Raw genomic sequence first — 26068 nt, 5'->3', positions numbered from 1 at the left:
CCGACGCACCAAAAAGCCACACCACCGCCCCATCAAGCATGACGGCCCACCCGCAGTGCACATCTTCAGCCCAACCAGCCTTAAGTAAGCGGCATTGCCCTTCGGGCAGGTCATACGGTGGGGAACACGGAGGCCCCTTGTGGCTGGGAGCCCAGCCGAAAAGCATGCCGCTGCGCGGCGAAGAGCGCCGCGTGCGGGAGCTACTCCGCGGCCAGTTCCTTGACGATCGGCGTGATGTCCGAAGCGATCACCCCGACCAGGAACACCGCCGCCACCCGGTGCTGCTTGTCCAACACGAACGTCGACGGCACGGCATTGGGCGGCAGCCCCTTGAACACCAGGATCGACCGGCCCGACTCGTCGTAGATCGACGGATAGGACAGCTGTCGGTTGGCGAGGAAATCGCGCGGTCCGTCCGGGGAGCTTTCCTTCACCGCCACGCCGAGCACCTGGACGACGTCCGCCCCCAGCTCGTCCTGCACCTTTTGCAGCTCCGGGGCCTCCGTCCGGCAGGGTGGGCACCACGATCCCCAGATGTTGACCACCACGACCTTGCCCGCGTAGTCGTCCAGGTTGACCGTCTTGGCGCCGTCCCGCACGTCCGGTCCGCTCAACCCCCGCACGACCTTCCGGTCGTCCGCGTCGTAGCGGATGCGGACCTGGCCCGCCGGGGCCACCAGTTGGAAGTCCGAGCCGGCTACCACCGCGTCGTCGCCGGTCGAGCAGCCCGTCAGCACCAGCAGCGCGACCAGGAGCAGGCGCCTCATGCCCCGGTCACCCTCGGGTTCGTCGCGCCCACCGGCTCGGTGTAGACGACCTTGACCAGTTCCTCGCCCTCGAACACCAGGCTCGTCAGGGACGCCAGGGAGCACTCCCGCCGACGCGGGTCGTGCCACATGCGCTTGCCCTCCAGGAACCTCCGCAAGGTCCAGATCGGCAACTGGTGGGACACGCAGACCGCCTCGTGGCCCTCCGCCGCCAAGCGCGCCCGTTGCACGGCGCCCAGCATCCGGTGCGCGATCTCCAGGTACGGCTCGCCCCACGACGGGCGGAACGGGTTGACCAGCTTGGGCCAGTGCTTCGGGGACTTCAGGGCGCCGTCACCCACGGCGACCTTCAGGCCCTCGAACTGGTTGTCCGCCTCGATCAGCCGGTCGTCGGTCGCCAGTTCCAACCGGTGCGAGTCGGCGATCGGGGCCGCGGTCTGCTGTGCGCGGTCCAAAGGGGACGCCGCGACGTGCGCGATGTCGTGGTCCCGCAGGTGTTCCGCCACGGTCAGGGCCTGCTTCTGGCCCCGTTCGGACAGCTTGAAGCCCGGCAGGCGGCCGTAGAGGATGCCGGTCGGGTTGTGCACCTCGCCGTGCCGGAGCAGGTGGACGACGGTGCGGCTCACTGCTTGGCCTCCGCTGCCGCGCGGGCGGCGTGGGGCAGGGCTTCCGCGATCACCGCGAAGTCCTCCTCGGTCATGGCGGCGTTGACGAACCACGCCTCGAACGCGCTGGGCGGCGGGTAGACGCCGCGGTCCAGCAGGGCGTGGAAGAACGGGGGGAAGCGCCAGGTCTGGGCGGCCTGGGCGCCGGCGTAGTCGGTGACCTCGTCCTCGGTGAAGAACACGCTCACCAGGTTCCCGGCGAACTGCACGCGGTGCGCGACGCCGGCCTCGCTGAGCGCGGTGGTGAACAGCGCGCCGAGGCGGGTCGCGTTGGCGTCCAGCCTCAGGTACACCTCGTCGGTCGCCGCGCGCAGCGTGGCCAGGCCGGCCGCCACCGCGACGGGGTTCCCGGACAGCGTCCCGGCCTGGTAGACCGGCCCGGACGGGGCCAACCGCCGCATGATCTCGGTCCGGCCGCCGAACGCCGCCGCGGGCAGCCCGCCGGACATGACCTTGCCGAACGTGTAGAGGTCGCCGGGCACGTTCTCCAGCCCGAACCAGCCCGAGCGCGACACGCGGAACCCGGTCATCACCTCGTCCATCACCAGCAGCGCGCCGTGCGCGTGGCACAGCTCCAGCAGCTCGGCGTTGTGCTTGGGCGCGACCGCGCCCATGTTGCCCGCCGCCGCCTCGGTGATCACGCAGGCGATCTCGTCCGGGTTGTCCGCGAACGCCGCCCGCACGGCCTCGATGTCGTTGTACGGCAGCACGATGGTGTCGGCGGCCTGGGCGCCGGTGACGCCCGGCGACGTGGGCAGGCCGAGCGTGGCCACGCCGGACCCGGCCTGGGCGAGCAGGGCGTCCACGTGGCCGTGGTAGCAGCCCGCGAACTTCACCACCTTGCGCCGGCCGGTGTAGCCGCGGGCCAGGCGGATGGCGCTCATCGTCGCCTCGGTGCCGGAGTTGACCAGCCGCACCTGGTTGACCGGCGCGACCCGGTCGACGATCTCCTCGGCCAGCTCGATCTCACCCTCGGTGGGCGTGCCGAACGACAGGCCGTGGACGGCCGCCGAGCGCACCGCGTCCACCACGGCGGGGTGGGCGTGGCCGAGGATCATGGGGCCCCACGAGGAGACCAGGTCGACGTACTTGTTGCCGTCGGCGTCCCACAGGTGCGGGCCCTCGCCGCGCACCATGAACCGGGGCGTGCCGCCCACCGAGTGGAAGGCCCGGACCGGCGAGTTGACGCCACCGGGGACAACCGCCGCCGCGCGCTCGAACAGCGCCTGGGATCGCGTCGAAGTCACGCCCCCCAGTCTCACACGTCCGGCGGATCGACCTGCTTCCGACCACGGGCACGCACCGCGAGCACCACCTGGCGGCCCGCGTCCAGCAGCAGCACGCCGGCCAGCGTGGCCAGGCCGATCGCCGCTCCGACCCAGTTGCCGAGGTACCGCGTGGACTCCAGGGGCGCGCCGTCGGCCACCGGGTAGCTGTAGCGCAGAACACCCCGGTTCCAGCACCACACGACCGCGAACGCGAGCGCCACCACCGCGACCACCTCGACGCCGGCGACGATCGCGCGCTTGGGCTGGTGCAGCCCGGGAACAGTCGTCACGGTGCGCAAGCCTCTCACGTCCGGTGCGACAGCAGGCGGTGGACGGCCCCGCGCAGCGCGTCGGGGTCGCGCGCCCACGCGGTGACCACGGTCCCGTCGGCGAGGCGGACGGGCACCTCGGTGGTGCCGCGCGGCACGGTCCACCCGCCGCCGAGCACCTTGGCGCCCGCGCGCGGCTCGACGCCCTCGACCTCGGCGATGTCGCGGACCGGCAGGTCCTCCTGGCCCAGGCGCAGCGCCACGGGCGTGAGCCGCACCCCGTAGACGCGCCGCCGCCCGGCCACCCACAGCGCGGCGCTGCACGTCAGCACGAACCCGACGACCGCCCACAGCGCGAACCACACGCCGCCGGTGACCGCCTCGACCAGCACGCCGACCAGCACGAACACCGGCCCCCACAGCAGCGGCCACCAGGACGCGCCGGGCTCGGAGTACAGGACGGGCTGCTCCACTAGCCCAGGTTCCCCGCGAACCAGTGCCGGGTGCCCGGCAGGAAGCTGACCACGGCCGCCACCGCGGGCAGCACGAGCCGCGCCACGATGACCACCCACGACAACGGTTCGTCCAGGCCGTCCCGGGCCGCGACCAGGGCCGCCGCCAGCGCCAGGACGCCGACCACCAGCGACCCGCCGCACAGCGCGATCCGGGCGTAGTAGCTGCCGCCGAAGAACGAGATCGCGCCCCACAGGCCCGCGAAGAACAGGCACCCGGACACGAACAGCGACATGATCGGGCCGAAGCCCTCGAACGTGCCCTCCTCGACACCGATCCGGACGATCGAGCCCAGCGGCCACGCCAGCGAGGCGAGCAGCCACAACCCGAACGCGACGACCACCACCCGGGGCCGCTCGACCCGGGTGGTGTGCTGGTCCACGCCGCGCATCGCGGGGAACCCGTGCTCGACCGGCGCGGCCTGCGGGTACTGCCGCGGGTCCCAGGGCTGGTGCCCGGGTCCGTGGGGCGGCTGGGTCATCGGGTGCTCACCGCTCTCACGTAGGCGTTGGCCGGCGGGACGAACATCGCCACTATGCCCAGCAGCACGGCCGCGAGGAACAGGAGTGCCCAGACCGTGCCCACGAGCCAGTTCACGTACGGCACCGAGCTGGTCGAGAACACCGCGAGCATGATCAGCCCGAACACCACTCCGGCCGCGCCGAGCACGGCGAGCAGCACGCGCGGCCAGTTCCGCCCGCCGCGCAGCTTGATCGCCGCGATGGCGTACGGGACGGCGAGCACGGCGAAGACCAGCACGAAGAACATCGGGGTGAGCTGGGCGACGACCTCGGACTCGGCCCGCGTCATCGGCTCGACCTCCGCCTGGGACTCCTCGTACAGCTCGTTGGCCAGCACGTCCGAGGACACCAGGAACATCCCGGGCAGCACGAGCACCACCAGCACGGTCGCCACCAGCCAGCTCCACGACGACACCAGCAGCGCGACCGGCCGCTCCAGCACCGACATGTGCACCGCGCTCGCCGACACGTACGGGTGCGCGACCGGCAGCCCGTAAGCCGGGGCCGCGTACGGGTCGGCGGCGTACGGGTTGGTGGCCGGGTACGGGTTCTCCGTCGCGTACGGGTTGCCGGTCGACTCGGGCGCGTCCGGCATCGGGCCGGGGAAGCCGTAGCCGGTGGTCGGCTCGGGCTCGCCGGGCAGCCGGACGTGGTGGAACGGCGAGGAGAACGGGTCGGGCTCGGGCATGGTCGGCTCCGGGGGCTAGTGCTGCCCCACCCACTCTGCCGTACCGCGCAGCCAGGTGAGCGCGGTTCCGACGGCTATGAGCAGCACCACCACCAGGTTCGCGCTCGCCGAGCCGGACAGCAGCAGCCACAGCACGTGCAGCAGGGCCACTCCGGTCAGCGCGCGCCGGGCCCAGCTCCGGCCCAGCCGCAGCATCCGCCCGAACGCCACGTACCCGGCCCCGAACACCACCGCGACCGCCGTGAGCTGCACCAACAGCGTCGTCACCGCGCCGGTGTCGAAGCCCTCGCGCGCCGCCGCCTCCTCCAAGGCCGCGCGCCGCACCCACAGGTAGGCGACGTTGACGACGCCGAACACGGCCAGCGCGTACCAGACCGCCACCGCGGCCCGGGCGGTCCCGGGCGGCTGGTCGCTCACCGGTTCCGCTTCACCGCGTCGAAGTAGGCCTTCGCGCCGGGCAGGTACAGCAGCACCACGGCCGCCACGCTGATCAGCGCGATGAGCAGCCCCCACGGCGACGGCCCGAACAGCACGAACAGCAGGACGACCGCCGTCAGCACGGCGAGCACGACCCGCGCCCAGCTCCTGCCCGCGCGTGCCTGGAACGCGAAGAGGACGAACAGCCCGGCCATCACCGCGCTGGCGATGATCGCGAGCATCCAGCTGGCGGTGACGGCGGCGTCGAACGCCTCGGGCGTGAGGTCCCGGGCCTCGGGCGTCTGCCGCACGGCCTCGACGAACTGGTCCCGCTGCGCCACCGCGACCACCGCGCTGACCACAAACATCGCCCCGACCGCGAGCCACAGGACGAACGAGATCCGGACCTCGTTCGGCAGCGGCGGCCGAGCGGCGAACGCGGCGCGGGCCAACTCGGACTCGCTCAACGGCGGCGGCGGGGGAACGTGCGGCGGCACGTTCGGCGCGGGCCGGCCCTCGTCGGGGTCCTCCGGGGTGGTCACGATTGAGAACGCTAGAACCACGAAAGGTCGCTGTCCACCGCGACAGGCGGTGGACAACGACCTTGTGACCGGGCGGCTGGGGTCAGCTCGCCTTGAAGTAGTGGTTGGCGTCCGGCTTGAACATGAACACCAGCGCGCCGATGGTCAGCGCCAGCTGGATGATGCCGAACAGGCCCTGGATGACGCCGAAGACGCCGAGGCTGAACAGCAGGCCGATGCCGATCAGGCCGATCAGGCCGAACAGGATGCCCAGGCCACCCAGGACGGTGAGGGTGATGCGCGCCCAGTTCTGGCCGTTGCGCATCTGGAAGACCACGGCGATCCACACGGCGAACAGGATCAGGCTGAAGATGGCGCCGCCGTAGGACGGCTCGACCGCCGCCGCCGACGTGTCGAAGCCCGCGTCGCGCAGCGGCTTGAGGGCCGCCTCCGCCGCTTCCTTCGCCGTGATGAAGCTGAAGATCGAGGACAGGATGCCGAGGCCCGCGCTGATCATGAAGAGCAGGAACGCGGTGTCCACGGACTTGGGGCGCGGCGGCCGGTGCATCTCGTGCGGGGCCAGCGGCGGCGCGGCCGGCGGGTAGCCGGGCTGCTGCGGGTACCCGCCGGGCTGCTGGGGGTGCCCGCCCTGCTGGGGGTAGCCGCCCTGCTGCGGGTAGCCACCCTGCTGGGGGTACCCGCCCTGCTGCGGGTAACCGCCCTGCTGGGGGTACCCGCCCGGCTGCTGCGGGCCGCCCGGCCCACCCTGGCCGTACGGGTTCTGAGGAGTGGTCATGCGCGGACCGTAGAAGCATGTGCGCGTCGCGTCGACCTGAAATCACAATCCGTTAGCTACCCGTGGTGCACCGCCGCTGACGGAACGCTGTGATCCGGAGGTCCCCCGAACTGTCGAACCAGACATTTCCCCCGGCGGCCCCGAGTGCAGGGACAATGGCCGCGGACCCGGCGGCCGGCGCCCGCGGGAGGCCCGCCGGGACCGGCCCGCGAGTGCGCCACGTCACGCCGGCCCGGTGGCCGGAACCTGCCGCGCGGTCAGCTCGGTTGGAGCTTGTGCCTGGGCGCGGTGAAGTGCGAGGACACCGACGGCAGGTACATCAGCACCAGCGCGACGCAGTCCAGCACCATCGTGATCACGCCGAACACGACGTCCTCCGGCCGGATGGCCAGCTGGAACGCCGCCGCCAACCCCGACGCCACCGCGACCAGCCGCACGACGCCGAAGAACACGCCGGCCGCGCCGAACACGGTCAGCACGATCCGCGCCCAGTTGCGGCCCTGCGCCATGCGGTTGGCCAGTAACGCGTAGACCAGCACCAACAGCCCGCCCAGGAGCAGGCCGAACATGACGCCGCCGCTGGCCGCCGCGTCCAGCTCGTCCTGGGACAGCGTGGGCTGCTGCTTGCGCAGCTCGCCGATCAGCATCTCCCGGTCGGCCAGCTGCACCAGGAACCGGCCGAGGCCGACGACGGCGCTGCCGATCCACAGCCACCGCGCGATGTCGACCAGCCGCGGCGGCGGGGTCACTCCCGGTCGAGCCACCGTGCCGCCTCCACCGCCCAGTAGGTGAGCACGATGTCCGCGCCCGCGCGGCGGATCGACGTCAGCGTCTCCAGCACGGTCCGCTCGCGGTCGATCCAGCCGTTGCGGGCGGCGGCCTCGACCATCGCGTACTCGCCGGAGATCTGGTACGCCGCGACCGGCACGGTCGAGACCTGCGCGACGGCCGCCAGCACGTCCAGGTACGGCAGGGCGGGCTTCACCATGACCATGTCCGCGCCCTCGGCCAGGTCCAGCTCGACCTCGCGCAGCGCCTCGCGGGCGTTGGCCGGGTCCTGCTGGTAGGTCTTGCGGTCGCCGGACAGCTGCGACTCCACCGCGTCCCGGAACGGCCCGTAGAGCGCGGAGGCGTACTTGGCGGAGTAGGCGAGGATGCCGGTGTCGGTGAACCCGGCCTCGTCCAGCGCGGACCGGATGAACCCGATCTGGCCGTCCATCATGCCGCTGGGGCCGACGACGTGGGCGCCGGCGCGGGCCTGGGCGACGGCCATCTCGCCGTAGACCTCCAGCGTGGCGTCGTTGTCGACCTCGCCGGTGGCGGTGAGCACGCCGCAGTGGCCGTGGTCGGTGAACTCGTCCAGGCAGCAGTCCGACATCAGCACGGTGCCGTCGCCCAGCTCCGAGCGCAGGTCGCGCAGGGCGGCGTTGAGGATGCCGTCGGGGTCGGTCGCGCCGGAGCCGACGGCGTCGCGCGTCGCGGGGACGCCGAACAGCATGATGCCGCCGACCCCCGCCTGGAAGGCCTCGACGGCGGCTTTGCGCAGCGACTCGCGGGTGTGCTGGACGACGCCCGGCATGGACGCGATCTCGGCCGGGGCCTCGGCGCCTTCCTTGACGAACATCGGCAGCACGAGCTGGCGCGGGCGCACGGTGGTCTCGCTGACCAGGCGGCGCATCGCCGGCGTGGTGCGCAGGCGGCGCGGGCGGTGGGCGGGGAACACGGGTGGCACTCCCTACGAAACAGGTCGGGGCCACCGGAAAGTGGCCCCGACCGAGCTGCTCTTACGAACGACGCAAACGCTTGGTCTTGCGAGGGGGCGGCAGTGCGCCCTCCGCGCGGAGACGGGCCGCGTGCTGGGCCAAGGCGTCGACCAGGGCCGGCACGTTGGCGTCCTCGGGCTGCACGTCCACCCTGAGACCGAACTCGCGCGCCGTCTCCGCCGTCTGCGGGCCGATGCAAGCGACGAGCGTCCGGGCGTGCGGCTTGCCCGCGATGCCGACCAGGTTCCGCACGGTGGACGACGAGGTGAAGCACACCGCGTCGAACCCGCCGGACTTGATCATCTCGCGGGTGTCGGCGGGCGGCGGGGCGGCGCGGACGGTCCGGTAGGCCGTCACGTCGTCGATCTCCCAGCCGCGCTCGCGCAGGCCCGCCGCGAGGGTCTCGGTGGCGATGTCGGCCCGGGGCAGCAGCACGCGGTCCACCGGGTCGAGGATGTCGTCGTAGGGCGGGAAGTCGGCCAGCAGGCCCTCGGAGGACTGCTCGCCGGAGGGCACCAGCTCGGGGATGATCCCGAACGAGCGCACCTTCGCCGCTGTCGACTCGCCGACGCACGCGATCTTCACGCCGGAGAACGCCCGCGCGTCCAGGCCGAACTCGCGGAACTTCTCCCACACCGCGCGCACGGCGTTGGTCGAGGTGAACACCACCCACTGGTAGCGGCCGTCGACCAGGCCCTTGACCGAGCGCTCCATCTGCGCGGGCGAGCGGGGCGGCTCGACCGAGATGGTCGGCACCTCCACCGGGATCGCGCCGTGCGAGTGCAGCCGGTCGCTCATCGCGCCCGCCTGCTCCTTGGTGCGCGGCACGAGCACCCGCCAGCCGTACAGGGCGCGCGACTCCCACCAGGACAGCTTCGAGCGGTTCGCGACGGCCGCACCGACGGTGACCACGAGCGGTCCGCCCAGGTCACCGGCGTCGGCGGCGAGCGAGGCCAGCGTGGTGTCCACGGTGCGCTGGCCGAAGCCGGTGCCGTCCGCGGTCACCGCGACCGGGGTCTGCGGGGCCAGGCCGTGCTCGACCAGCGAGGACGCGGCCTCGGCGAGGTGGCTGCCGGTGGCGTGCAGCACGAGCGTGCCGGGCGCGGCGGCCAGGCTCGCCCAGTCGGTGACGCCCCGGACGTCGGCCTCGGTGTGCACGGCGCCCAGCGCCACGCCCGCGTACGCGGGCACCGCCGTGCCCGCCGGGACGCCCGGGACCACGTCGAACGCGATGGTGGTCTTCGAGACGGCGTGCGCCTCCTTGACCACGGAGTCCAGGGTCAGCGGGTCGCCCGCCACCAGCCGGACCACGGCGTGGCCGTTCTTCGCCTCGGCGACCAGGTCCTTCGCCACGTCGGCCGGGTCGCCGACCGCCGGGCGGGTCTCGACGCCGTCCGGTACGAGGGCGACCACCTCGGCCGGCACGTCCGGGTCCGTCACCACCAGCTCGGCCTTGGCGAGCAGGTCACGGGCACGGACCGTGAGCAGGCCGGTGTCGCCGGGGCCGGAACCCACGAAGGCGACGCGGCCAGGGGTCTTGCGTGCGCGGGTCATCAGGGCACTCCCCATCAACTACGCCCTTCCGACCGCGCAGCGGCGAGGCCGGAAAGGTCGAGCAACTCGGCGGCCAGCGCGCGGCCGAGTTCCTCTGCTGCGGTCAAGTCACCGGTGGCGGACGCACGGAGGAGGTCGCCGTCCTCCGCCGCCATGACCCCGCGCAGGGACAGGCGGAGGACAACCGCTCCCTGCTCGTCGAGGTCTTCCACCACATCGGCCAGTGCGCCGACCGGCGCGCTGCAACCAGCTTCGAGCGCGGCCAGCAGCGCGCGCTCGGCGGCGACAGCGGCCCGACTGGCCGAATCGTCCAGAGTGGACCGGAGGAGGTGCTCGGTGTCGACGTCGTCGACCCGGCACTCCACCGCGAGCGCGCCCTGGGCGGGCGCGGGGAGCATCTGGATGGGCTCCAGCGTCTCGGTGATCTCGGCGGTGCGGCCCAGGCGCGCGATGCCCGCGCGGGCCAGCACGACGGCGTCCAGCTCGCCGTCGTTCACCTTGCGGATGCGGGTGTCCACGTTGCCGCGCAGCGCCACGACCTCCAGGCCGAGGCCGAGGGCTTCGAGCTGGGCGGCCCGGCGGGGCGAGCCGGTGCCGACGCGCGCGCCGGCGGGCAGCTCGCCCAGGGTCAGGCCGTCGCGGGCGACCAGCGCGTCGCGCGGGTCCTCGCGCGGGGGCACGGCGGCCAGCGACAGCCGGGGGTCGCGGGCGGTGGGCAGGTCCTTGTAGGAGTGGACGGCGACGTCGATCTCGCCGTTGGCCAGCGCGTCGCGCAGCGCCGAGGTGAACACCCCGATGCCGATCTCGGCGATCGGCGCGGACGACCGGTCGCCGGGGGTGGAGATGGTCACGATCTCCACTTCGGCGCCGGCGGCGCGCAACGCGTCGGCCACGTGACCGGTCTGCGCGAGTGCCAGGGCACTACCGCGCGTGCCGATCCTCAGGGTGCGGTTCACCGCTTCTCACCTTTGGTCTGCGTCGGGTTCTGCGTCGAGAGGGGGGTGCTGACGGCGGCCGGTTTCTGCGGGTCGAGGCCGAACAGCTCGCGCAGCGCGTCGGCGTAGCCCTCGCCGCCGGGCGCGGCGGCCAGCTCCTTGACCCGCACGGTGGGGGTGTGCAGGAGCTTGTCGACCACGCGGCGCACGGTCTTGGCCAGCTCGTCGCGGACCGCGCCGTCCAGCTGCGGCAGCCGGGAGTCCAGGCGCAGCAGTTCGGCGTCCACGACCTCGGCGGCCCGCTTGCGCAGCGCCGTCACGGTGGGGGTGACCTCGGCCTTGCGCTGGCCCGCGAGGTAGGAGCGGACCTCCTCGGCCACGATCTCGGCGGCGAGGCCGGCGCCCTGGCCCGCGGGTGCGTCGGACAGCCGGCGCTGGAGGGTCTCCAGGTCGACCACGCGGACGCCGGACAGCAGCGCGGCGGCCGGGTCCACGTCCTTGGGCAGGCCCAGGTCGCACACGACCAGCGGGCGGCCCGGCTCGCGGTCGCCGATCAGCTCCGCGCCGACCACGGTGTCCACCGAGCCGGTGCAGGCGAACAGCACGTCGGCGCGGGCGACCTCGTCGGCCAGGCCGGCCAGGCCGGTGGAGCGGGCGGGCACGCCGTCGGAGGTCAGCGACTCGGCCAGGCGCGCGCCGTTGACGGCGGTGCGGTTGGCGATCACGACCTCGCCGATGCCGGCGCGGCGCAGGTGCGCGGCGGCCAGGCCGCCCATCGAACCCGCGCCCACGATCAGCGCGCGCCGGCCTTCGAGGCCGCCCAGCGCCCGCGCGGCGTCGGTCAGGGCCTCGGAGACCACGGACGCGCCGGCCTGGTCGATGTCGGTGTCGGAGTGCACGCGCTTGCCGACCCGCAGCGCCTGCTGGACCAGCTCGTGCAGCGTGCGCCCGACCACACCGGCCTCGTCGGCGCGGTTGTAGGCGGTGCGCAGCTGGCCGAGGATCTGGGCCTCGCCGACGACCATGGAGTCCAGGCCGCCCGCGACGGAGAACAGGTGCTCGACGGCCGCGGCCGAGTAGTGCACGTAGAGGTGCTCGAACAGGTCGGCGGGCTCGGCGGCGGCCTGCCGCGCGAGGACCTCTACGACCTCGTTCATGCCGCCGTGGAAGGTCTCGACCACCGCGTACACCTCGACCCGGTTGCAGGTCGAGAGCAGCACGGCCTCGGACACGCTGGGCGCCTTGAGCAGCTGGTCGAGCACTTTGCCGAGGTCGGAGTCGGCGACGGCGGCGCGTTCCAGCACGGGAACGGGGGTGGTGCGATGCGAAAGACCGACGACGAGGACACTCATACCGGGACCCTGCCCGTGGTCGGTCCCGCCGACGTGTCCCGCAGAGCCGCCCGGCTCACAACCCGCACGATCACGGGCGAATCACCACCCCGTCCACACCGACACCGTTGACGACGTCACCGGCGGCTTCGTCAGCCCGTCGCGCGACGTGGAACGACAGGATCTGCATCTCGACCGCCAGGTCGACCTTGCGCACCTCGACGTAGTCCGGCACTTGGAGCACAACGGGTGCGAAGTTCAGGATGCACTGCACTCCGGCGGATACCAAACGGTCGCAGACGGCTTGAGCGGCCTGCGGCGGCGTCGCGATGACGCCGATCGAGACCTCGCGTTCGGCGCAGACGGACGTGATGTCGTCGATGTGGTTGACAGGTATGCCACCTACGGGCACTCCGGTCAGGTCCGGGTCGATGTCGAACAGCGCGGCGACCGGGAAACCGCGGCTCGGGAAGCCCCCGTAGTTGGCCAGCGCGTGACCAAGATTACCGATCCCGACGACCGCCACGGAGTGCTTCCGGGTCAGTCCGAGGATGCGCTCGATGTGGCTCACGAGCACCTCGACGTCGTAGCCGACGCCCCGCGTGCCGTACGAGCCGACGTAGGACAGGTCCTTGCGCAGCTTCGCCGAGTTGACCCCGGCGGCGCCCGCCAGCTCCTCGCTGGAGATGGTCGTCACGCCCTGCTCGGCCATGCCGGAGAGCACCCGCAGGTACACGGCCAGCCGGGCCACGGCGGCCTCCGGGATGGCCCGCGCGCGCTCGCGGACGTCGGCGGCGGACTCGGCCGCGTCGGCGGATCTCTTCGCGGCGGCGGTGGTCACAACCTCGTCACCCGCGCCCCGCCGATCCACCACGCTGGCTCTCCTCGACTTCCGACCGATTGACCCGCCGGGCACCGTCACCAGCGGGGTGATACGCCCACCGTACCGCTTGTGAACGGATGCACAAAGTTGATGGGCGGCGGCCGGCTCGACCGGCTGATCTCGGTCAACCCCCATGGAACATCCCCCCGCAACGAAAGGGGGCCGAGCGCGGGCGTGGATACGCGCCGCACTCGGCCCCGGGTGGTCAACGGGCGTTCTTCCAGCACCGTTCCACCATCGAGTGAACCTCGTACGAGGTCCGCTCAAGATCACGCCGCGGGAGGCGTGAGCACCTTGCCGATCACGAAGACGGTGGCGTTCTTGGTCGGGATGTTGCCGCACAGGACGGGAGCGCCGTTGACCGTCATGGTCTCGCCGGAGCCCTCGATCTTCAGGTCCTGACCGGTGAGCGCCTTCACGGTGCCGGCCTGGCGCAGGCCGTCGGCGTCGTAGCGCTTGCCGACCACGTGGAACTGGAGGATCTTGCCCAGCGTCTCCGGCTGGCCGGCCAGCTCGGTGAACTTGGCGTCACCCAGCTCGGCGAAGGCCGGGTCCGCGGGAGCGAACACGGTGATCGCGGACTGCGAGTTCAGCGTGTCCACCAGGTTGGCCGCCTTGACCGCCGCGACCAGCTTGGTCAGCAGCGGGTTGTTGCTCGCGGCGGTGGCCACCGGGTCGTCCACCATGCCCTGCAGCGAGCCCTCGTTCTGCGCGTCCTGGGGGACGCCGGCGCAGCCGGGGCCGAAGACGTCCGTGGTCTTGGTGACGCCGTCGGCCATCGCCTGGGTGGTGGTGGTCGTGGTCGTCGTCGTGGTGGTCGTGCCGGTCGCGGTGGACGCGGTGTCGTTGGCGCTGCACGCGGTGAGCGCGAAGGCGGCGACGGCGGCTCCGACCAGGGCGAGCTTGCTGTTCCGCACGGCGGATCACTCCTTGGTTTTACCGGGTTCGGTATTCACTGAGGTGTTCGAACCAGGACCGGATCCGGTTCGACCTATTTCGCGTGAATCACTCGACCGTGAAGAACAGGGAGTGCCAGCCGGTCGCGCCGTCGGGGACCGGGGCCACGCGGGCCTGCGGTTGGGTGAACCCGGACTTGTCCGTGGCGCGGCTCTCGACGGTGTGCCCGCCGGGCTTGAGGTCCAGCGGCAGCCGCCACATGCGCCAGGTGTCGTCGCCGGCGTCGGCGGACAGCTCGGCGACCCGCCACGGGCCGCCGTCCACCCGGACCTCGACCTTCGCGACGCCGGTCGGCTGCGCCCAGGCGACGCCGGCGACGGTGACCCGGCCGCCGGTCCTGGACAGGCCCTTCGGGGAATCGATGCGGGACATGGTTCTGATCGGGGCGCGCTCGGCCCAGCCGCGCTCCAGCCAGTAGGCGCGCTTGGCGGCGAAGGTCGTCAGTTCGAGGTCCACGACCCACTTGGTGGCGCTGACGTAGCCGTAGAGGCCGGGGACGACCAGGCGGGCGGGGAAGCCGTGCTCGACGGGCAGGGGTTCGCCGTTCATGCCCAGGGCGATCAGCGCGCCCCGGTCGGGGTCGAGGACGACGTCCACGGGCGTGCCGGCCGTCCAGCCGTCGGCGCTGGTGGAGAAGAGCTGGTCGGCTCCCGCCCGGACGCCGGCCTCGCGGAGGACCTGGTGGAGGGGGACGCCGATGAAGGTGGCGGTGGAGACGTACGGGCCGCCGACCTCGTTGGAGACGCAGGTCATGGTGATCGTGCGTTCGACCAGGTCACGGCCGCGCAAGTCGGCGTAGTCGAGGGTCAGCTCCCGGTCGACCAGGCCGTGGACGCGCAGCGCCCAGTCCTCCGCGCGCAGGCGCGGGACGCTCAGGGCGGTGTCGATCCGGTAGAAGTCGCGGTTGGGCGTGATGAACGACGGCGTGCCGTCCCGGGCGAAGTCCGCGCCGGCGGGGACGGCGGGCGCCTTCACGGCCGCCTCCAGCTTCCCCACGGCCGCCCGCGAGCCCTCGACGTCCGTGCGGGAGCCGAGGAACTGCCCGCCCAGGCCCGCGACCACACTGGCCCCGGCCGCGATCAGGAAGCTCCGCCGGCCCTCGACCCGCCGCTCGGCGAGCGCCTCCCGGTGCAGCCACCGGAACACGCCGATGCCGACCGCGCCGGCCGCGAGCGGGGCGAGGACGCCCAGTTGTCCCAGGTCGGGCCGGTAGAGCACCGCCGCGACCCCGACCACGCCGAGGACGGCGGCCAGCACCGTGCCGGGCGTGGGCGTGCGCCTGGACAGCAGCCCGGCGGCGACGGCCAGGCCCAGGAGCACCAGGGCCATGCCGATCAGCAGGACGAGCTTGTCGTAGGTGCCGAACGCGCGGACGGCGAAGTCCTTCAGCGGCGACGGGGTGAAGTCGATGAACGTGTTCCCGACCGCCAGGAAGGGCGAGGCGGAGGGCCCGACGAGCGCGGCGACGAGGTGCCCGGCGGCCAGGGCGGCGGCCACGCCGACGATCCCGACCAGGGCGGCGGTCCAACGGCTCATACCGGTGATTCGACACCCGCCGCGATCCGGTTCGGCGATTCCGTAAGAGGTCGGTAAGTCAGGCGAGCGCGGCCCGCAGCCGGTCCTCCTCGACCTTCCAGTACCCGTGCTCCTCGCCGTCCACGAGGATCACCGGCACGCGGTCCCCGTACTCGGCGCGCAGTTCGCGGTCGGTGTCGACGTCCTGCACGTCCCAGGTGACCCCGAGTTCCCCGCAGATCCGCTCCAGGTCGGCCTTGGCCTGCTCGCAGGCGTGGCAGTCGACCCGGCTCATCAGTGTCACGTGGTGGCTCACAACCGCGATTCTCGCAGCACGCGCGGGTGGGGCTCAGGTCGGCGGGAGGGGCGGGCGCGGGGTCGAGCCGGCTCAGGCCGGCGGGAGGCGCAGGCGGGCGCGGGGTCGAGCCGGCTCAGGTCAGCGGGAGGCGCAGGCGGGCGCGGGCGAGCTTGCCGGTGGGCGAGTGCGGCAGGGTCGGGGCGAACTCCACCACGGTCGGCACCTTGAACTTGGCCAGCCGGGCCGCGCAGTGCTCCTTCACGGCCTCCTCGGTCAGCGCCGCCCCGTCGGCGACGACGACCACGACCTTCACCGACTCCCCGGTCCGCTCGTCGGGCACCCCGACCGCCGCCGACTCCGCGACCCCCGCCAGCTCGGCCACCACCTGCTCGACCTCGTGCGGGTAGACGTTGAAGCCGTTGACGATGATCAGGTCGCCCGCCCGGTCCACCAGGTGCAGGTCGCCGTCCTCGTCGAAGAAGCCCACGTCACCGGTCCGGAACCAGCCCTCCGCGTCCGGGCCGTGCGCGCCGTCCGGCCAGTAGCCGCTGAACAGGTTCTCCCCGCGCGCGGCGACCAGGCCCGTCCCCGGCTCGTCCTCCTCCAGGTCCAGCGGCCGGCCGTCGGTGTCCACCAGGCGCACCTCGACGCCGGGCAGCGCCCGACCCACGGAACCGCCCTTCGGCACCCCGCCGACCAGCGTGGACGTCAGCACGGGACCGGTTTCGGTCAGCCCGTAGCCCTCGTAGACCGGCAGGCCCACGGCCTGGCGCACGGCGTCCAGCACCCCCGCGGCCAGCGGCGCGGCGCCGGAGGTGAACAGGCGCACGGTCGCCAGGTCCTCGCGCAGCCGCTCGACGGGCTGGTTCAGGATCGCCTGGTACATCGGCGGCACGCCGACCAGCGTCGTCACCCGGTGCTCGTGGATGGCGTCCAACGCCGCCGAAGCCTCGAACCGCTCCAGCAGCACCGCCGTCGCCCCGGCCCCGGCTACCTGCAACAGCCCCGGCCCCAGGCCGTAGACGTGGAACAGCGGCAGCGCCAGCAGCACCCGGTCGGCCGCCGTCACGGGAGCGGGCCGCAGGGACGCGCACTGGTCCACGTTGGCCAGCAGCGCCCGGTGCGACAGCATCGCCCCGCGCGGCTGGCCGGACGTGCCCGAGGTGTACCCGAGCACGGCGATGTCCTCGCCCGACCCGATCGCGGTGAACTCCTCGCCGGGCGCGAGCTCGGGCTCCGGCAGCGCCTCGACGTCCGTCCCGTCGGCGTCACCCACCAGCAGGCGGGCGCCGCAGTCCGCCAGGACGCGCTGCAACTCGCGCGCGGGGTGCCCCGGCCCGACCGGCACGGCGATCGCGCCGGCGCGCAGCGCCCCGAACACGGCGACGCAGAACCCGACCCCAGTGGGCAGCCGCACGACGACCCGGTCACCGGGCTCGACACCGGAGTCCACGAGCCGGTGAGCCTCGCGGTCCACGAAGGAGTCGACTTCGGCCCAGGTGTAACTGTTCGCAGTCGTGACATCCACCAGTGCGACGTGCTTGGGTCCACGGTGCGCGGAGGCGCGAACCAGGTCGGCGACGTTGCGAGCGGAAGCGGTCAAGGTGACCTCCTGGTGAACACTGCGGACCCTCCGCGCAGTCTGTCACGCACGGGCGGCGTCACGCAGTGCCTCCGGACGCGTCGCAGATTCGAGACCGGTTGCCGCTACCTACTACGGAGTAACAACACGTATGCTGCCCGAACGGCGACTCTGTGGAGGTGCCGCGAGCCGATGAGCGCAAGGGCGAGCGACAACACCATCAGGACCAACCGGACGCTCCGCTCGATGTGGAGCACTGGAGGGCAGTCCAGCACGATCGAGAGCGTGGGAACCGACCCGGCGGAAGAGCCGTGGGACCTCGTGCGTGCCGCCCAGGCGGGCGACACGGACGCGTTCGGGCTGCTCTACGACCGGTACGTGGACGTGGTCTACCGGTACGTGCTGTTCCGGGTGGGCGACCGCACGCTGGCCGAGGACGTGACCAGCGAGACGTTCCTGCGCGCGCTGCGCAGCATCGGGTCCATCAGCTACCAGGGCCGGGACGTCGGTGCGTGGTTCGTCACGATCGCGCGCAACATCGTGTTCGACCACGTGAAGTCCAGCCGCTACCGGCTGGAGGTCACCACTGCCGAGCCGGACGACAACCGCGAGGTCGCGAGCGGTCCCGAGCAGGAGGTGCTGACCGACGCGGCCAACGCCGAACTCCTCCGGTGCGTAGCCCAACTGGGTGACGATCAACGGGAATGCATCACTCTCCGTTTCATCCAGGGCTTGTCCGTGGCCGAGACCGCCGCGAAGATGGGCCGCAACGAAGGCGCGATCAAGGCCCTCCAGCACCGCGCGGTGCGCCGGCTCGCCCAGTTGCTGCCGAACTGGCTGCGCTGACCCGCCGCCGAGGTTCCCCCGATCGCCCGGTCGTGCCGCGTAACTCCGGAACCCCCGGCTTCGTTACTCGGGTCAGGTACTCCTCCACGAGTCGGTGCGGGATGGTGGGCAGAAGGATCACGCCGCTGGGGCGTCGCAGGCAGCACGAGCGCTTCGCTCGTGCGGTCGACGCGCAAGCCGAGCACGGACAGCCGGCCGACGCTCCGCCCGGGCCGGGACGACCGGCGCGGCCCGAGCCCGGCCGCCCCGCCGACGCGCGACCCCCGGCCACCGCCGACGCCGAGTTCGCCGACGAGCTGGCCGTCGTGGCGCTGCTGCGCGCGGCGGCGGCGACGAGCGGTCCGGACGACGCGGCCAGGGCGCGGATGCGGGAACGGGTGCTCGGCGCGAGCCCGTCCCCGCCGACCAAGCTCGACCGGCGCGGACCCCGGGGCGGGGCGCGGGGGCGATTAGCCGTCGCCCTGGCCGCCGCGTTGTGCCTGGTGCTGTCGCTGACCGGGATGAGCCTGCTGCTCTCCCGCGACGCGCTGCCCGGCGACGCGCTCTACGGCGTCAAGCGCACCGCCGAGTCGGCCTCGCTGGGCCTGACCTTCGGCGAGGAGTCCAAGGGGTACAAGCGGCTGGAGTTCGCGGCTGCCCGCGTGTCCGAGATGGAGACGCTGGCCGACCGCTACCGCGACTCCGGCGGCGGGCCGCTGGGCGGGTACCTGACCGCGCTGGCCGACTTCGACGCCGACGCCGCGGCCGGTTCCCGCGTGCTGGCCGCGTTCGGGTCGAACTCGGACCAGCGCGCCCTGACCGGGCTGCGCGACTGGGCGGTGTCCCAGACCACCCGACTGGGTGACTTGCGCGGTCGCCTGCCCACGCAGGCCGCCGACCGGGCCGGCACGTCCCTCGACCTGCTCGACCGCATCGCCCGGCGGGCCACCGACCTCGCCGCGCGGACCGCGTGCGCCACCGTGACCACCGGCCAGACCGACGACGTCGGCCCCGTGCCGGCGACCGGCGAGTGCGCGCCGCCGTCCACCGCGCCCAGCCCGTCCCCGACCGAGCAGCCGTCGGTCCTGGTGTCCACCCCGGGTGGCGGCCCGACGACGCCGGGCGGCGAGTCCCCCGCGCCGCCCGCTGCCACGCCCGGCACCCCGGGCACGCAGGACCCGTCGCTCCCGCTGCCGCTGCCGACCGTGACGACGACCGTCACGCCACCCGTCCAGCTGCCGACACTCTCGCTGCCCCAGCTACCGCTGCCCGGTCTCACCGGCTGATCGCTACCCTGTCCCCATCGGACCCCGGGAGGCGCTGACGTGGTGAAAAGGCGTGTGGTGGAGGGCTCTGCCGAGCGCGAACGGCTCGCCGAACTGGCCGGTGCGGCCTCGGCCGAGGCCGCGCTGGCCACCCCGCTCGCGCCGGAACCGTCCGGCGCGCCCACCGACCTGACCGCCGCCGCGTTCTTCGACGTGGACAACACGATGATGATGGGCGCGTCGATCTTCCACTTCGCCCGCGGCCTGGCGGCCCGCAAGTACTTCAAGAACTCCGACCTCATGGGGTTCGCCTGGCAGCAGATCAAGTTCCGGGTCGGCGGCCGGGAGGACCCGCAGAGCGTCAAGGCGTCGCGCGAGCAGGCCCTGAGCTTCGTCGCGGGCCGCTCGGTGGCGGAGCTGGTCAGCCTCGGCGAGGAGATCTACGACGAGCTGATGGCCGACAAGATCTGGACCGGCACGCAGGCGCTGGCCCAGATGCACCTGGACGCCGGGCAACGGGTGTGGCTGGTCACCGCGACCCCGGTGGAGCTGGCGCAGATCATCGCCCGGCGGCTGGGCCTGACCGGCGCGCTGGGGACGGTGTCGGAGAACGAGAACGGCATCTACACCGGCAAGCTCGTCGGCGACCTCCTGCACGGCCGGGCGAAGGCGCACGCGGTCCGCGCGCTGGCCGCGAAGGAGGGCCTGGACCTGCGGCGGTGCACGGCGTACTCGGACTCGGTCAACGACGTGCCGATGCTGTCGGTGGTGGGCACGGCGGTGGCGGTCAACCCGGACTCGGGCCTGCGCGAGACGGCCCGCAAGCGCGGCTGGGAGATCCGCGACTTCCGCACCGGCCGGAAGGCGGCGAAGATCGGCGTGCCGTCCGTGCTGGGCGCGGGCGCGGTGGCGGGCGCGATCGCGGCGGGCATGGCGTACCGACGGCGCGTGTAGGCCTCGCCCGGCGTCCGGCGAGGCGCGCCCCGGCGGCTACCCGTGACAGGCCCGACAACGCCGGATCCGCCGCCCCCCAACGACGGCAGCGGTCGCCGGGCTAGCCCAGGAAGACGTTGCGCCGCTGGGTCAGCAGCCGGTACAGGGTCTGCTGGATGGTCTCCCGCACCTGGTCGGTCAGGTTGAACACCAGCATCGGGTCGTCCGCCGCGCCCTCGCCGTGGACGTCGGTGCGGATCGGCTCGCCGAACTCGATGTACCACTTCGACGGCAGCGGGATCGCGCCCAGCGGGCCCAGCAGCGGGAAGAACGGGGTCACCGGGAAGTACGGGAAGCCGAACAGCCGCGCCAGCGCCTTGATGTCGCCGATCTTCGGGTAGATCTCCTCCGCGCCCACGATCGAGCACGGGATGATCGGCACCCCGGTCCGCAGCGCCGCCGACACGAAGCCGCCCCGGCCGAAGCGCTGCAGCTTGTACCGGTCCTTGAACGGCTTGCCGATGCCCTTGAAGCCCTCCGGCCACACGCCGACCAGCTCGCCGGACCGCAGCAGCCGCTCCGCGTCCGGGTTGCACGCCAGCGTCTGACCGGACTTGCGGGCCAGCGCGCCCAGGACCGGGGTCTTGAACACCAGGTCCGCGCCCAGCATGCGCAGGTGGCGGTGCGCCGGGTGCTCGGCCCGGATGCCGTAGGCGGTCATGGTGGCGTCCAGCGGCAGGGTGCCGGAGTGGTTGGCCACCAGGAGCGCGCCGCCGGTCGCGGGCACGTTGTGCAGGCCGATGGTCTCCACCCGGAACCACTTCTCGTACAGCGGCTTCAGCGGGGGCATCAGGACGTGGTCGGTCAGGTCCGGGTCGAAGCCGAACTCGTCCACCTCGTAGTCGCCCTGCACGCGCCGCCGGAGGAAGGCCAGGACGCCCGCCAGGCGCTCCTCCCACTCCGACGCCGCCGGCTGCGCCTCCCGGGCCTCCGGGCCCGGGTCGACGGGGTCCGGGACCCGCGCCAACCCGCCGCGCCGGTCCGGTGTCCGCAGGGGGATCACCCTCGCCTCTGCCACGTCCACCTCCTCAGCGGAGCTTCGCCGCCGCGTCGAGCACGCCGCGCTCGACCGACGCCACCAGCTCGGGGTCGATCAGGGGCCGCATGCCGCGACCGCTCACGTAGTCGTCGAAGGCCTGCTGCGTCGTCCAGCGCGGGGTGAAGCCGAACTCGCGCTTGAGCAGCGTGGTGTCCACGACGCGGCCCCAGTTCAGGAACCGCATCTGGTCCGGGGAGAAGTCCACCAGACGCGCGCTGCGGAACAGCCGGCCCACCGTCGGCACGGCGGCCGTGGGCACCGGGAGCGGCAGCTTGCCCGCGCGGCGGATCGCCTGGGACAGCAGCAGCACCCCGTCGCCGCCGACGTTGAACACGCCGGGCAGGTCGTGCAGGGTGGCGCGTTCCAGCACGGCCAGCGCGTCCTCGGAGTGCAGCAGCTGCACGCGGGCGTCGTAGCCGAGCACCGTGGGGACCACGGGCAGGGCGAAGTACCTGGTCAGGACGGTGTCGATGCGCGGGCCGATGAAGTTGGTGAACCGCAGCGCGGTCACGTCCACGTCCGGCCGGCGGCGGGCGAACCCGCGCACGTAGCCCTCGACCTCGACGGCGTCCTTGGCGTACCCGCTGGACGGCAGGTCCTTGGGTCCCATGTCCTCGGTGAACACCGCCGGGTCGCGCGAGGAGGACCCGTAGACGGCGCTGGTGGACTTCACGACGAGCTTGCGCACGTGCGGCGACTTCTGGCACGCGGCCAGCAGCTGCATCGTGCCGATGACGTTCATCTCCTTCATCACCGTCCGCCCGGTCGGCCCGGCCGGGTTGGCGGTCACCGAGGCGTGCACGACCGTGTCGACGTGCGCGGTGGCGATGACCTTGGCGATGAGCGGGTTGCGGATGTCCGCGCGGACGAACTCGGCGCGCCCCATGCGGCGCAGCAGGTCACGCGGCGGCGGCTCGGTGTCCACGCCGAGCACCCGGTCGATGTCCGGGTTGGCGGCGAAGCGCGCGGCGAGGTGGCCGCCGAGGTAGCGGCTGCATCCGGTGACGAGAACGACCTTGGGCGCCATGCGACTCCGAGACGGTTGCGACCTGCGCGGACGGCTGCGACGTGGACTCTACCCACGGATTCGGGTACCCGATCGTCTCGCGGTCACGCTCTTGACGCAGGTCACCGCGCCGTTCACCCGGATGGCCGCCGGACATGCCGGTGCCGGCGCCCCGCGGGGGGACGCCGGCACCGAAGACCAGGGCTTACTTGCCGCGCTTCCTGCGCTGGACGCGGGTCTTGCGCAGCAGCTTGCGGTGCTTCTTCTTCGACATGCGCTTGCGGCGCTTCTTGATGACCGAGCCCATGCGGGTTCCTCACTCACTAGACGAAGGTGTTTCTCCACGCGCCGGTGGAGACACCCGCCAAACTCGGGCGCGCCGACACCAGGCACGAACGGCCTGTCAGTTTACCCGGCTGCCGGCGCCCGCCCTCACCCGGCGTCGAAGTAGGCGTTCCGCAGGTACTCGTGGACCGCCTTCTCGGGCACCCGGAACGACTTGCCGACCCGCACCGCGGTCAGCTCGCCCGAGTGCACCAGCCGGTACACCGTCATCTTCGACACTCGCATCACCTGCGCCACCTCGGCGACGGTCAGGAACTTGACCTGGACCAGGGGTGCTCGATCGTTGTCCTCCGGCATGGATCACCGCGTCCTTCGACACGCGTCGTGCCGTCGGCTTCCCCACCGACGGTTCGACACGCACGTGCTCCTCCGAGAGTAACGGGACACGTGGGACTGGTGCGACGGCCAATGGCGGTATCAGTGGGCCTCGTGGGCCTGTCCCAGTTCCACCGAACGGTCCCGAGCAGCCTCGATGGCCGCCAGCATGGCCGCGCGGACCCCGTGCTTCTCCAGTTCGCGGATGGCCATGATGGTCGTGCCGGCGGGCGAGGTGACGGCCTCGCGGAGGATCACCGGGTGGGTGTCGTTCCGGCTGAGCATCTGCGCCGCCCCGACCGCGCTCTGGATGATCAACTGCGTGGCCAGGTCACGCGGGATGCCGAGCAGGATGCCCGCGTCGATCATGGCCTCGACCAGGAAGAAGAAGTAGGCGGGCCCCGACCCGGACAGGGCCGTGACGGCGTCCTGCTGGCTCTCGGGCACCCGCGCGACCTTGCCGACGGTGGCGAGCAGCTCCTCGACCAGGGCGAGGTGCTCGGCGGCGGCGTACCGGCCCGCGGAGATGGCGCTCATGGCCTCGCCGACCAGCATCGGGGTGTTGGGCATGACCCGGACGACCGGCGTCCCCTCGGGCAACCGGCGCTCGAACAGCGAGGTCGGCAGACCGGCGCACAGCGACACGACCAGCGTGCCGGGCTTGAGCACGGGCGCGAGCTCGTCCAGGAGCGGCTCGATGTCCTGCGGCTTGACCGCCACCACCAGCACGTCGGCCCGGCGGGCGGCCTCGGTGACGTCGAGCCCCTCGACGCCGTACTCCTCGGTGAGGGCGGCAGCCCGATCCGGGTGCTTCTCGGTGAACACCAACTCCTCGGGCGCCCGCCCACCGCGCAACAGCCCGGACAGCAAGGCCTCCCCGATCTTCCCCGCCCCCAGCACCGCGATCGTCGTCATGGCCTTAGCCTGCCACTCCCCCACCCAACCGCTCCCCAGGGGCGCGCTCCGCGCGAAGCGCGGCCAACGGGCTACCAGCACAGGAAGGGCCTCGGTTCGTCCCCGTACGGCCTGGGCGCAGCCCAACCACGGATCGCCGGGGTCGGCCTGAAAAAGTTTCGCGAGGAACGAGCGAAAGTTTTTTGGACGACCCCGGCGATCCGTGGTTGCCTCCGGCAGGCCGTGCGGGGGACGAACCGACGCCCTTCCACCCCCCCGGGGGCCTGCCCGCCGGCGAGGCGCTTTTGGCTTTCGCTCTGAATCTTTCACTCTTGATCTTGGTAGCGTTGGTGCCACAGCCCGAAGCAAGAAGCTCACGAAGATGCAGGAGTGAGCGCGAGCTGCCGAGCCTGACAGACCAACCGACCGGAAGCGTCGATGACAGTCGCGTCCTCGTCGAACCACTGCCCGTGCACAGCGGAACAAGCGACCCGCACCCGCAACCACCCACCCACCGGCCGAGCCCGCAGCAACGCCGTCAACTGCACGGTCGGCGACCACCCGAACCGCCCCAGGTTGAACGTCACCGGCATCGAGATGTCCCCGACCACCAGCGCGAAGTACGGGTCCGGCTCCTCGCCCGACGGCCGCGCCCACAGCGTCAGCACCAGCGGGTCGCCGACCCGGCCGGTCAGGAAGCCCGCACCCGCCCGGTCCAGGCGGACGTCGCACACCGCGCCCAGCTTGTAGACCCCGCCGGACCCCAACGTCGCCAGGTCGACGGCGTCCGGCGGCGGGGACGCGGCCACCAGCGGCAGGTCGGCGTAGTCCGGCTGTTGCGCGGGCATCCGGCCGACCGTCACCACCGCCTCGACGCACGCCCGCCCGCGCTGCTCCAGCACGACCGCCACCACGGTCGCCGTCCGCCCGGCCTTGCGCACGGACGTCCGCAACAGCACCGGCCCCACCTCGGGCGCGTGCAGGAACTGGGCGCTCACCGCCAACGGCTCCCGCTCGTCCCCCGGCATGGCGACCTGCGCGGCGTCGACCGCCGCCCGAGCCGCCAACGCCAGCAGGAACCCGCCATGCGGCTTGGGCCCGATGGTCCACTCGCCGGGCAACGACGCCGTGTACGTGCCGTCGCCCAACGGGCGCACCGCGTTGGCGACAGAGAAGACCACCGGAGAACTCACCGAACCCCTCACGAGCGGCTGACCAGGGACCGCAGGAAGAACGCCACGTTCGCGGGCCGCTCGGCCAGCCGCCGCATCAGGTAGCCGTACCACTGCTCGCCGAACGGCACGTACACCCGCACCACGTGCCCCTCCGCCGCCAGCCGCCGCTGCTCAGTCGGCCGCACGCCGTAGAGCATCTGGAACTCGAAGTCCTCCACCGAACGCCCGTACCACCGCGACCGCTCGCCGACGATCTCGACCAACCTCGGGTCGTGCGTGGCGAACATCGGGTAGCCGCCACCGCCGAGCAGGACGTTGGCGCACCGCACGTAGTTCAGGTCCACCTCGTGCGGGTCGACGAACGCCACCGACGCGGGCTCCGCGTACGCGCCCTTGCACAGCCGGACCCGGGTGCCGGCCAGCGCGACGCAGTCGTCCAGCGTCCGCCGCAGGTACGCCTGGAGCACCGCGCCCGTGTCCGGCCAAGCCCGGCGCAGCTCGGCCAGCACCCGCAGGGTCGAATCCGTGGTGGTGTGGTCCTCCATGTCGAGGGTGACCGTCGTGCCGCACTGCTCGGCCGCCGCGCACACGCGGGAGGCGTTGTCCAGCGCGAGCCGCTCGTCCAGGGCCTGGCCGACGGCGGACAGCTTGACGCTGACCTCGGCGTCGGCGGCCAGCCCCACGTCGTGCAGCCGGTCGAGCAGGGCGAGGTAGGCCTGCACGGTCCGCTCGGCCCGCGCGCGGTCCGTGGTGTCCTCGCCCAGGTAGTCCAGCGTGACCCGCAACCCGTCCTCGACCAGGTCACCGGTCACTTCCACCGCCGAGGCCACGGTCTCACCAGCGACGAACCGGCGCACGACGTCGCGGCTCACCGGCGCCGACGCGACCGCCCGCCGGACCGCTTCGTTGCCCGCGGCGGCGAGGATCAACGAGCGCAACGGATTCACGATCAAGACCCTAGTCGTTGG

Annotated in this window: 30 protein-coding genes; 3 read left to right on the top strand and 27 right to left on the bottom strand. The window is 72.6% G+C overall.

Going from position 1 to position 26068, the window contains the following annotated elements:
* Positions 1 to 200: 200 nt before the first annotated feature.
* The 20 genes from ABD126_RS13975 to ABD126_RS13880 form a co-directional block, all read right to left on the bottom strand.
* Positions 201 to 767 carry a TlpA disulfide reductase family protein gene (locus ABD126_RS13975; protein WP_343934206.1) on the bottom strand — a complete coding sequence of 189 codons (567 nt, stop codon included), beginning with the start codon at positions 765 to 767 and terminating at the stop codon, positions 201 to 203.
* A complete protein-coding gene (locus tag ABD126_RS13970) occupies positions 764 to 1393 on the bottom strand; it encodes a histidine phosphatase family protein (RefSeq protein ID WP_343934205.1) in 630 nt (209 codons plus the stop codon). The genes ABD126_RS13975 and ABD126_RS13970 overlap by 4 nt, the downstream gene beginning before the upstream one ends.
* Positions 1390 to 2679, bottom strand: a complete 1290-nt coding sequence (hemL, locus tag ABD126_RS13965; protein WP_343934204.1) for a glutamate-1-semialdehyde 2,1-aminomutase — start codon at positions 2677 to 2679, stop codon at positions 1390 to 1392. The genes ABD126_RS13970 and hemL overlap by 4 nt, the downstream gene beginning before the upstream one ends.
* Before the next feature lie 11 nt (positions 2680 to 2690).
* The gene (locus ABD126_RS13960; protein ID WP_343934203.1) at positions 2691 to 2990 is read right to left on the bottom strand and encodes a hypothetical protein; all 300 of its coding nucleotides are present in this window, start codon (positions 2988 to 2990) and stop codon (positions 2691 to 2693) included.
* Between the two features lie 14 nt (positions 2991 to 3004).
* Entirely contained in the window at positions 3005 to 3442 is a 438-nt protein-coding gene (locus ABD126_RS13955) for a DUF3093 family protein (protein WP_343934201.1), read from the bottom strand.
* On the bottom strand, positions 3442 to 3963 hold the full coding sequence (locus ABD126_RS13950; protein ID WP_343934200.1) for a hypothetical protein: 522 nt from the start codon (positions 3961 to 3963) through the stop codon (positions 3442 to 3444). The genes ABD126_RS13955 and ABD126_RS13950 overlap by 1 nt, the downstream gene beginning before the upstream one ends.
* Positions 3960 to 4691: a hypothetical protein gene (locus tag ABD126_RS13945; RefSeq protein WP_343934199.1), complete on the bottom strand. Its 732-nt coding sequence runs from the start codon at positions 4689 to 4691 to the stop codon at positions 3960 to 3962. The genes ABD126_RS13950 and ABD126_RS13945 overlap by 4 nt, the downstream gene beginning before the upstream one ends.
* Positions 4692 to 4706: 15 nt before the next feature.
* Entirely contained in the window at positions 4707 to 5108 is a 402-nt protein-coding gene (locus tag ABD126_RS13940) for a hypothetical protein (RefSeq protein WP_343934198.1), read from the bottom strand.
* Positions 5105 to 5650, bottom strand: a complete 546-nt coding sequence (locus tag ABD126_RS13935; RefSeq protein WP_343934197.1) for a hypothetical protein — start codon at positions 5648 to 5650, stop codon at positions 5105 to 5107. Before ABD126_RS13935 ends, ABD126_RS13940 begins: the two co-directional genes overlap by 4 nt.
* An 82-nt stretch (positions 5651 to 5732) precedes the next feature.
* Positions 5733 to 6425 (bottom strand): hypothetical protein, encoded by a 693-nt coding sequence (locus ABD126_RS13930; protein ID WP_343934196.1) that lies wholly within the window; start codon positions 6423 to 6425, stop codon positions 5733 to 5735.
* A gap of 257 nt (positions 6426 to 6682) precedes the next feature.
* Positions 6683 to 7189, bottom strand: a complete 507-nt coding sequence (locus tag ABD126_RS13925) for a hypothetical protein (protein ID WP_343934195.1) — start codon at positions 7187 to 7189, stop codon at positions 6683 to 6685.
* On the bottom strand, positions 7171 to 8148 hold the full coding sequence (hemB, locus tag ABD126_RS13920; protein WP_343934194.1) for a porphobilinogen synthase: 978 nt from the start codon (positions 8146 to 8148) through the stop codon (positions 7171 to 7173). Before hemB ends, ABD126_RS13925 begins: the two co-directional genes overlap by 19 nt.
* Before the next feature lie 61 nt (positions 8149 to 8209).
* Positions 8210 to 9742 (bottom strand): bifunctional uroporphyrinogen-III C-methyltransferase/uroporphyrinogen-III synthase, encoded by a 1533-nt coding sequence (locus ABD126_RS13915; protein ID WP_343934193.1) that lies wholly within the window; start codon positions 9740 to 9742, stop codon positions 8210 to 8212.
* Positions 9743 to 9756: 14 nt separating this feature from the next.
* Positions 9757 to 10698, bottom strand: coding sequence for a hydroxymethylbilane synthase (gene hemC, locus ABD126_RS13910; protein ID WP_343934192.1), 942 nt, complete (start codon positions 10696 to 10698; stop codon positions 9757 to 9759).
* On the bottom strand, positions 10695 to 12029 hold the full coding sequence (locus ABD126_RS13905) for a glutamyl-tRNA reductase (RefSeq protein WP_343934191.1): 1335 nt from the start codon (positions 12027 to 12029) through the stop codon (positions 10695 to 10697). Before ABD126_RS13905 ends, hemC begins: the two co-directional genes overlap by 4 nt.
* A 70-nt stretch (positions 12030 to 12099) precedes the next feature.
* Positions 12100 to 12882 carry a redox-sensing transcriptional repressor Rex gene (locus tag ABD126_RS13900; RefSeq protein ID WP_343934190.1) on the bottom strand — a complete coding sequence of 261 codons (783 nt, stop codon included), beginning with the start codon at positions 12880 to 12882 and terminating at the stop codon, positions 12100 to 12102.
* A gap of 278 nt (positions 12883 to 13160) precedes the next feature.
* Positions 13161 to 13808 (bottom strand): fasciclin domain-containing protein, encoded by a 648-nt coding sequence (locus ABD126_RS13895; protein ID WP_343934189.1) that lies wholly within the window; start codon positions 13806 to 13808, stop codon positions 13161 to 13163.
* Positions 13809 to 13896: 88 nt separating this feature from the next.
* Positions 13897 to 15384: a molybdopterin-dependent oxidoreductase gene (locus ABD126_RS13890; protein ID WP_343934188.1), complete on the bottom strand. Its 1488-nt coding sequence runs from the start codon at positions 15382 to 15384 to the stop codon at positions 13897 to 13899.
* Between the two features lie 58 nt (positions 15385 to 15442).
* Positions 15443 to 15679: a glutaredoxin family protein gene (locus ABD126_RS13885; RefSeq protein ID WP_343934187.1), complete on the bottom strand. Its 237-nt coding sequence runs from the start codon at positions 15677 to 15679 to the stop codon at positions 15443 to 15445.
* Between the two features lie 115 nt (positions 15680 to 15794).
* The gene (locus tag ABD126_RS13880; protein ID WP_343934186.1) at positions 15795 to 17264 is read right to left on the bottom strand and encodes an AMP-binding protein; all 1470 of its coding nucleotides are present in this window, start codon (positions 17262 to 17264) and stop codon (positions 15795 to 15797) included.
* A 225-nt stretch (positions 17265 to 17489) separates the two neighbouring features.
* Between ABD126_RS13880 and ABD126_RS13875 the strand changes: the two genes are divergently transcribed.
* The 3 genes from ABD126_RS13875 (at position 17490) to ABD126_RS13865 (ending at position 20287) form a co-directional block, all read left to right on the top strand.
* The gene (locus tag ABD126_RS13875; RefSeq protein WP_343934185.1) at positions 17490 to 18089 is read left to right on the top strand and encodes a sigma-70 family RNA polymerase sigma factor; all 600 of its coding nucleotides are present in this window, start codon (positions 17490 to 17492) and stop codon (positions 18087 to 18089) included.
* 101 nt (positions 18090 to 18190) lie between these two features.
* Positions 18191 to 19354 (top strand): DUF5667 domain-containing protein, encoded by a 1164-nt coding sequence (locus ABD126_RS13870; protein WP_343934184.1) that lies wholly within the window; start codon positions 18191 to 18193, stop codon positions 19352 to 19354.
* Between the two features lie 39 nt (positions 19355 to 19393).
* Entirely contained in the window at positions 19394 to 20287 is an 894-nt protein-coding gene (locus tag ABD126_RS13865; protein ID WP_343934183.1) for an HAD family hydrolase, read from the top strand.
* Positions 20288 to 20387: 100 nt separating this feature from the next.
* Here the strand turns inward: ABD126_RS13865 and ABD126_RS13860 are convergent, their stop codons facing one another.
* From ABD126_RS13860 to ABD126_RS13830, 7 genes are all read right to left on the bottom strand, one after another.
* Entirely contained in the window at positions 20388 to 21344 is a 957-nt protein-coding gene (locus tag ABD126_RS13860; protein WP_343934182.1) for a lysophospholipid acyltransferase family protein, read from the bottom strand.
* A 10-nt stretch (positions 21345 to 21354) separates the two neighbouring features.
* Positions 21355 to 22392: an NAD-dependent epimerase/dehydratase family protein gene (locus ABD126_RS13855; protein WP_343934181.1), complete on the bottom strand. Its 1038-nt coding sequence runs from the start codon at positions 22390 to 22392 to the stop codon at positions 21355 to 21357.
* Positions 22393 to 22576: 184 nt separating this feature from the next.
* Entirely contained in the window at positions 22577 to 22678 is a 102-nt protein-coding gene (locus ABD126_RS13850) for a 30S ribosomal protein bS22 (RefSeq protein WP_015105422.1), read from the bottom strand.
* Positions 22679 to 22803: 125 nt separating this feature from the next.
* Positions 22804 to 23013, bottom strand: a complete 210-nt coding sequence (locus ABD126_RS13845; protein ID WP_343934180.1) for a helix-turn-helix domain-containing protein — start codon at positions 23011 to 23013, stop codon at positions 22804 to 22806.
* 120 nt (positions 23014 to 23133) lie between these two features.
* Positions 23134 to 23946, bottom strand: a complete 813-nt coding sequence (gene proC, locus ABD126_RS13840; protein WP_343934179.1) for a pyrroline-5-carboxylate reductase — start codon at positions 23944 to 23946, stop codon at positions 23134 to 23136.
* 353 nt (positions 23947 to 24299) lie between these two features.
* Positions 24300 to 25106: a thioesterase family protein gene (locus ABD126_RS13835; protein WP_343934178.1), complete on the bottom strand. Its 807-nt coding sequence runs from the start codon at positions 25104 to 25106 to the stop codon at positions 24300 to 24302.
* Between the two features lie 20 nt (positions 25107 to 25126).
* Positions 25127 to 26047 (bottom strand): proline dehydrogenase family protein, encoded by a 921-nt coding sequence (locus ABD126_RS13830; RefSeq protein ID WP_343934177.1) that lies wholly within the window; start codon positions 26045 to 26047, stop codon positions 25127 to 25129.
* Positions 26048 to 26068: the final 21 nt, after the last annotated feature.

It is taken from the genome of Saccharothrix mutabilis subsp. mutabilis, assembly GCF_039521145.1.
Taxonomy (GTDB): domain Bacteria; phylum Actinomycetota; class Actinomycetes; order Mycobacteriales; family Pseudonocardiaceae; genus Actinosynnema; species Actinosynnema mutabilis.
Note: the sequence above shows the minus strand (reverse complement) of the source record. Positions and strands in the feature narration are given on the sequence as shown.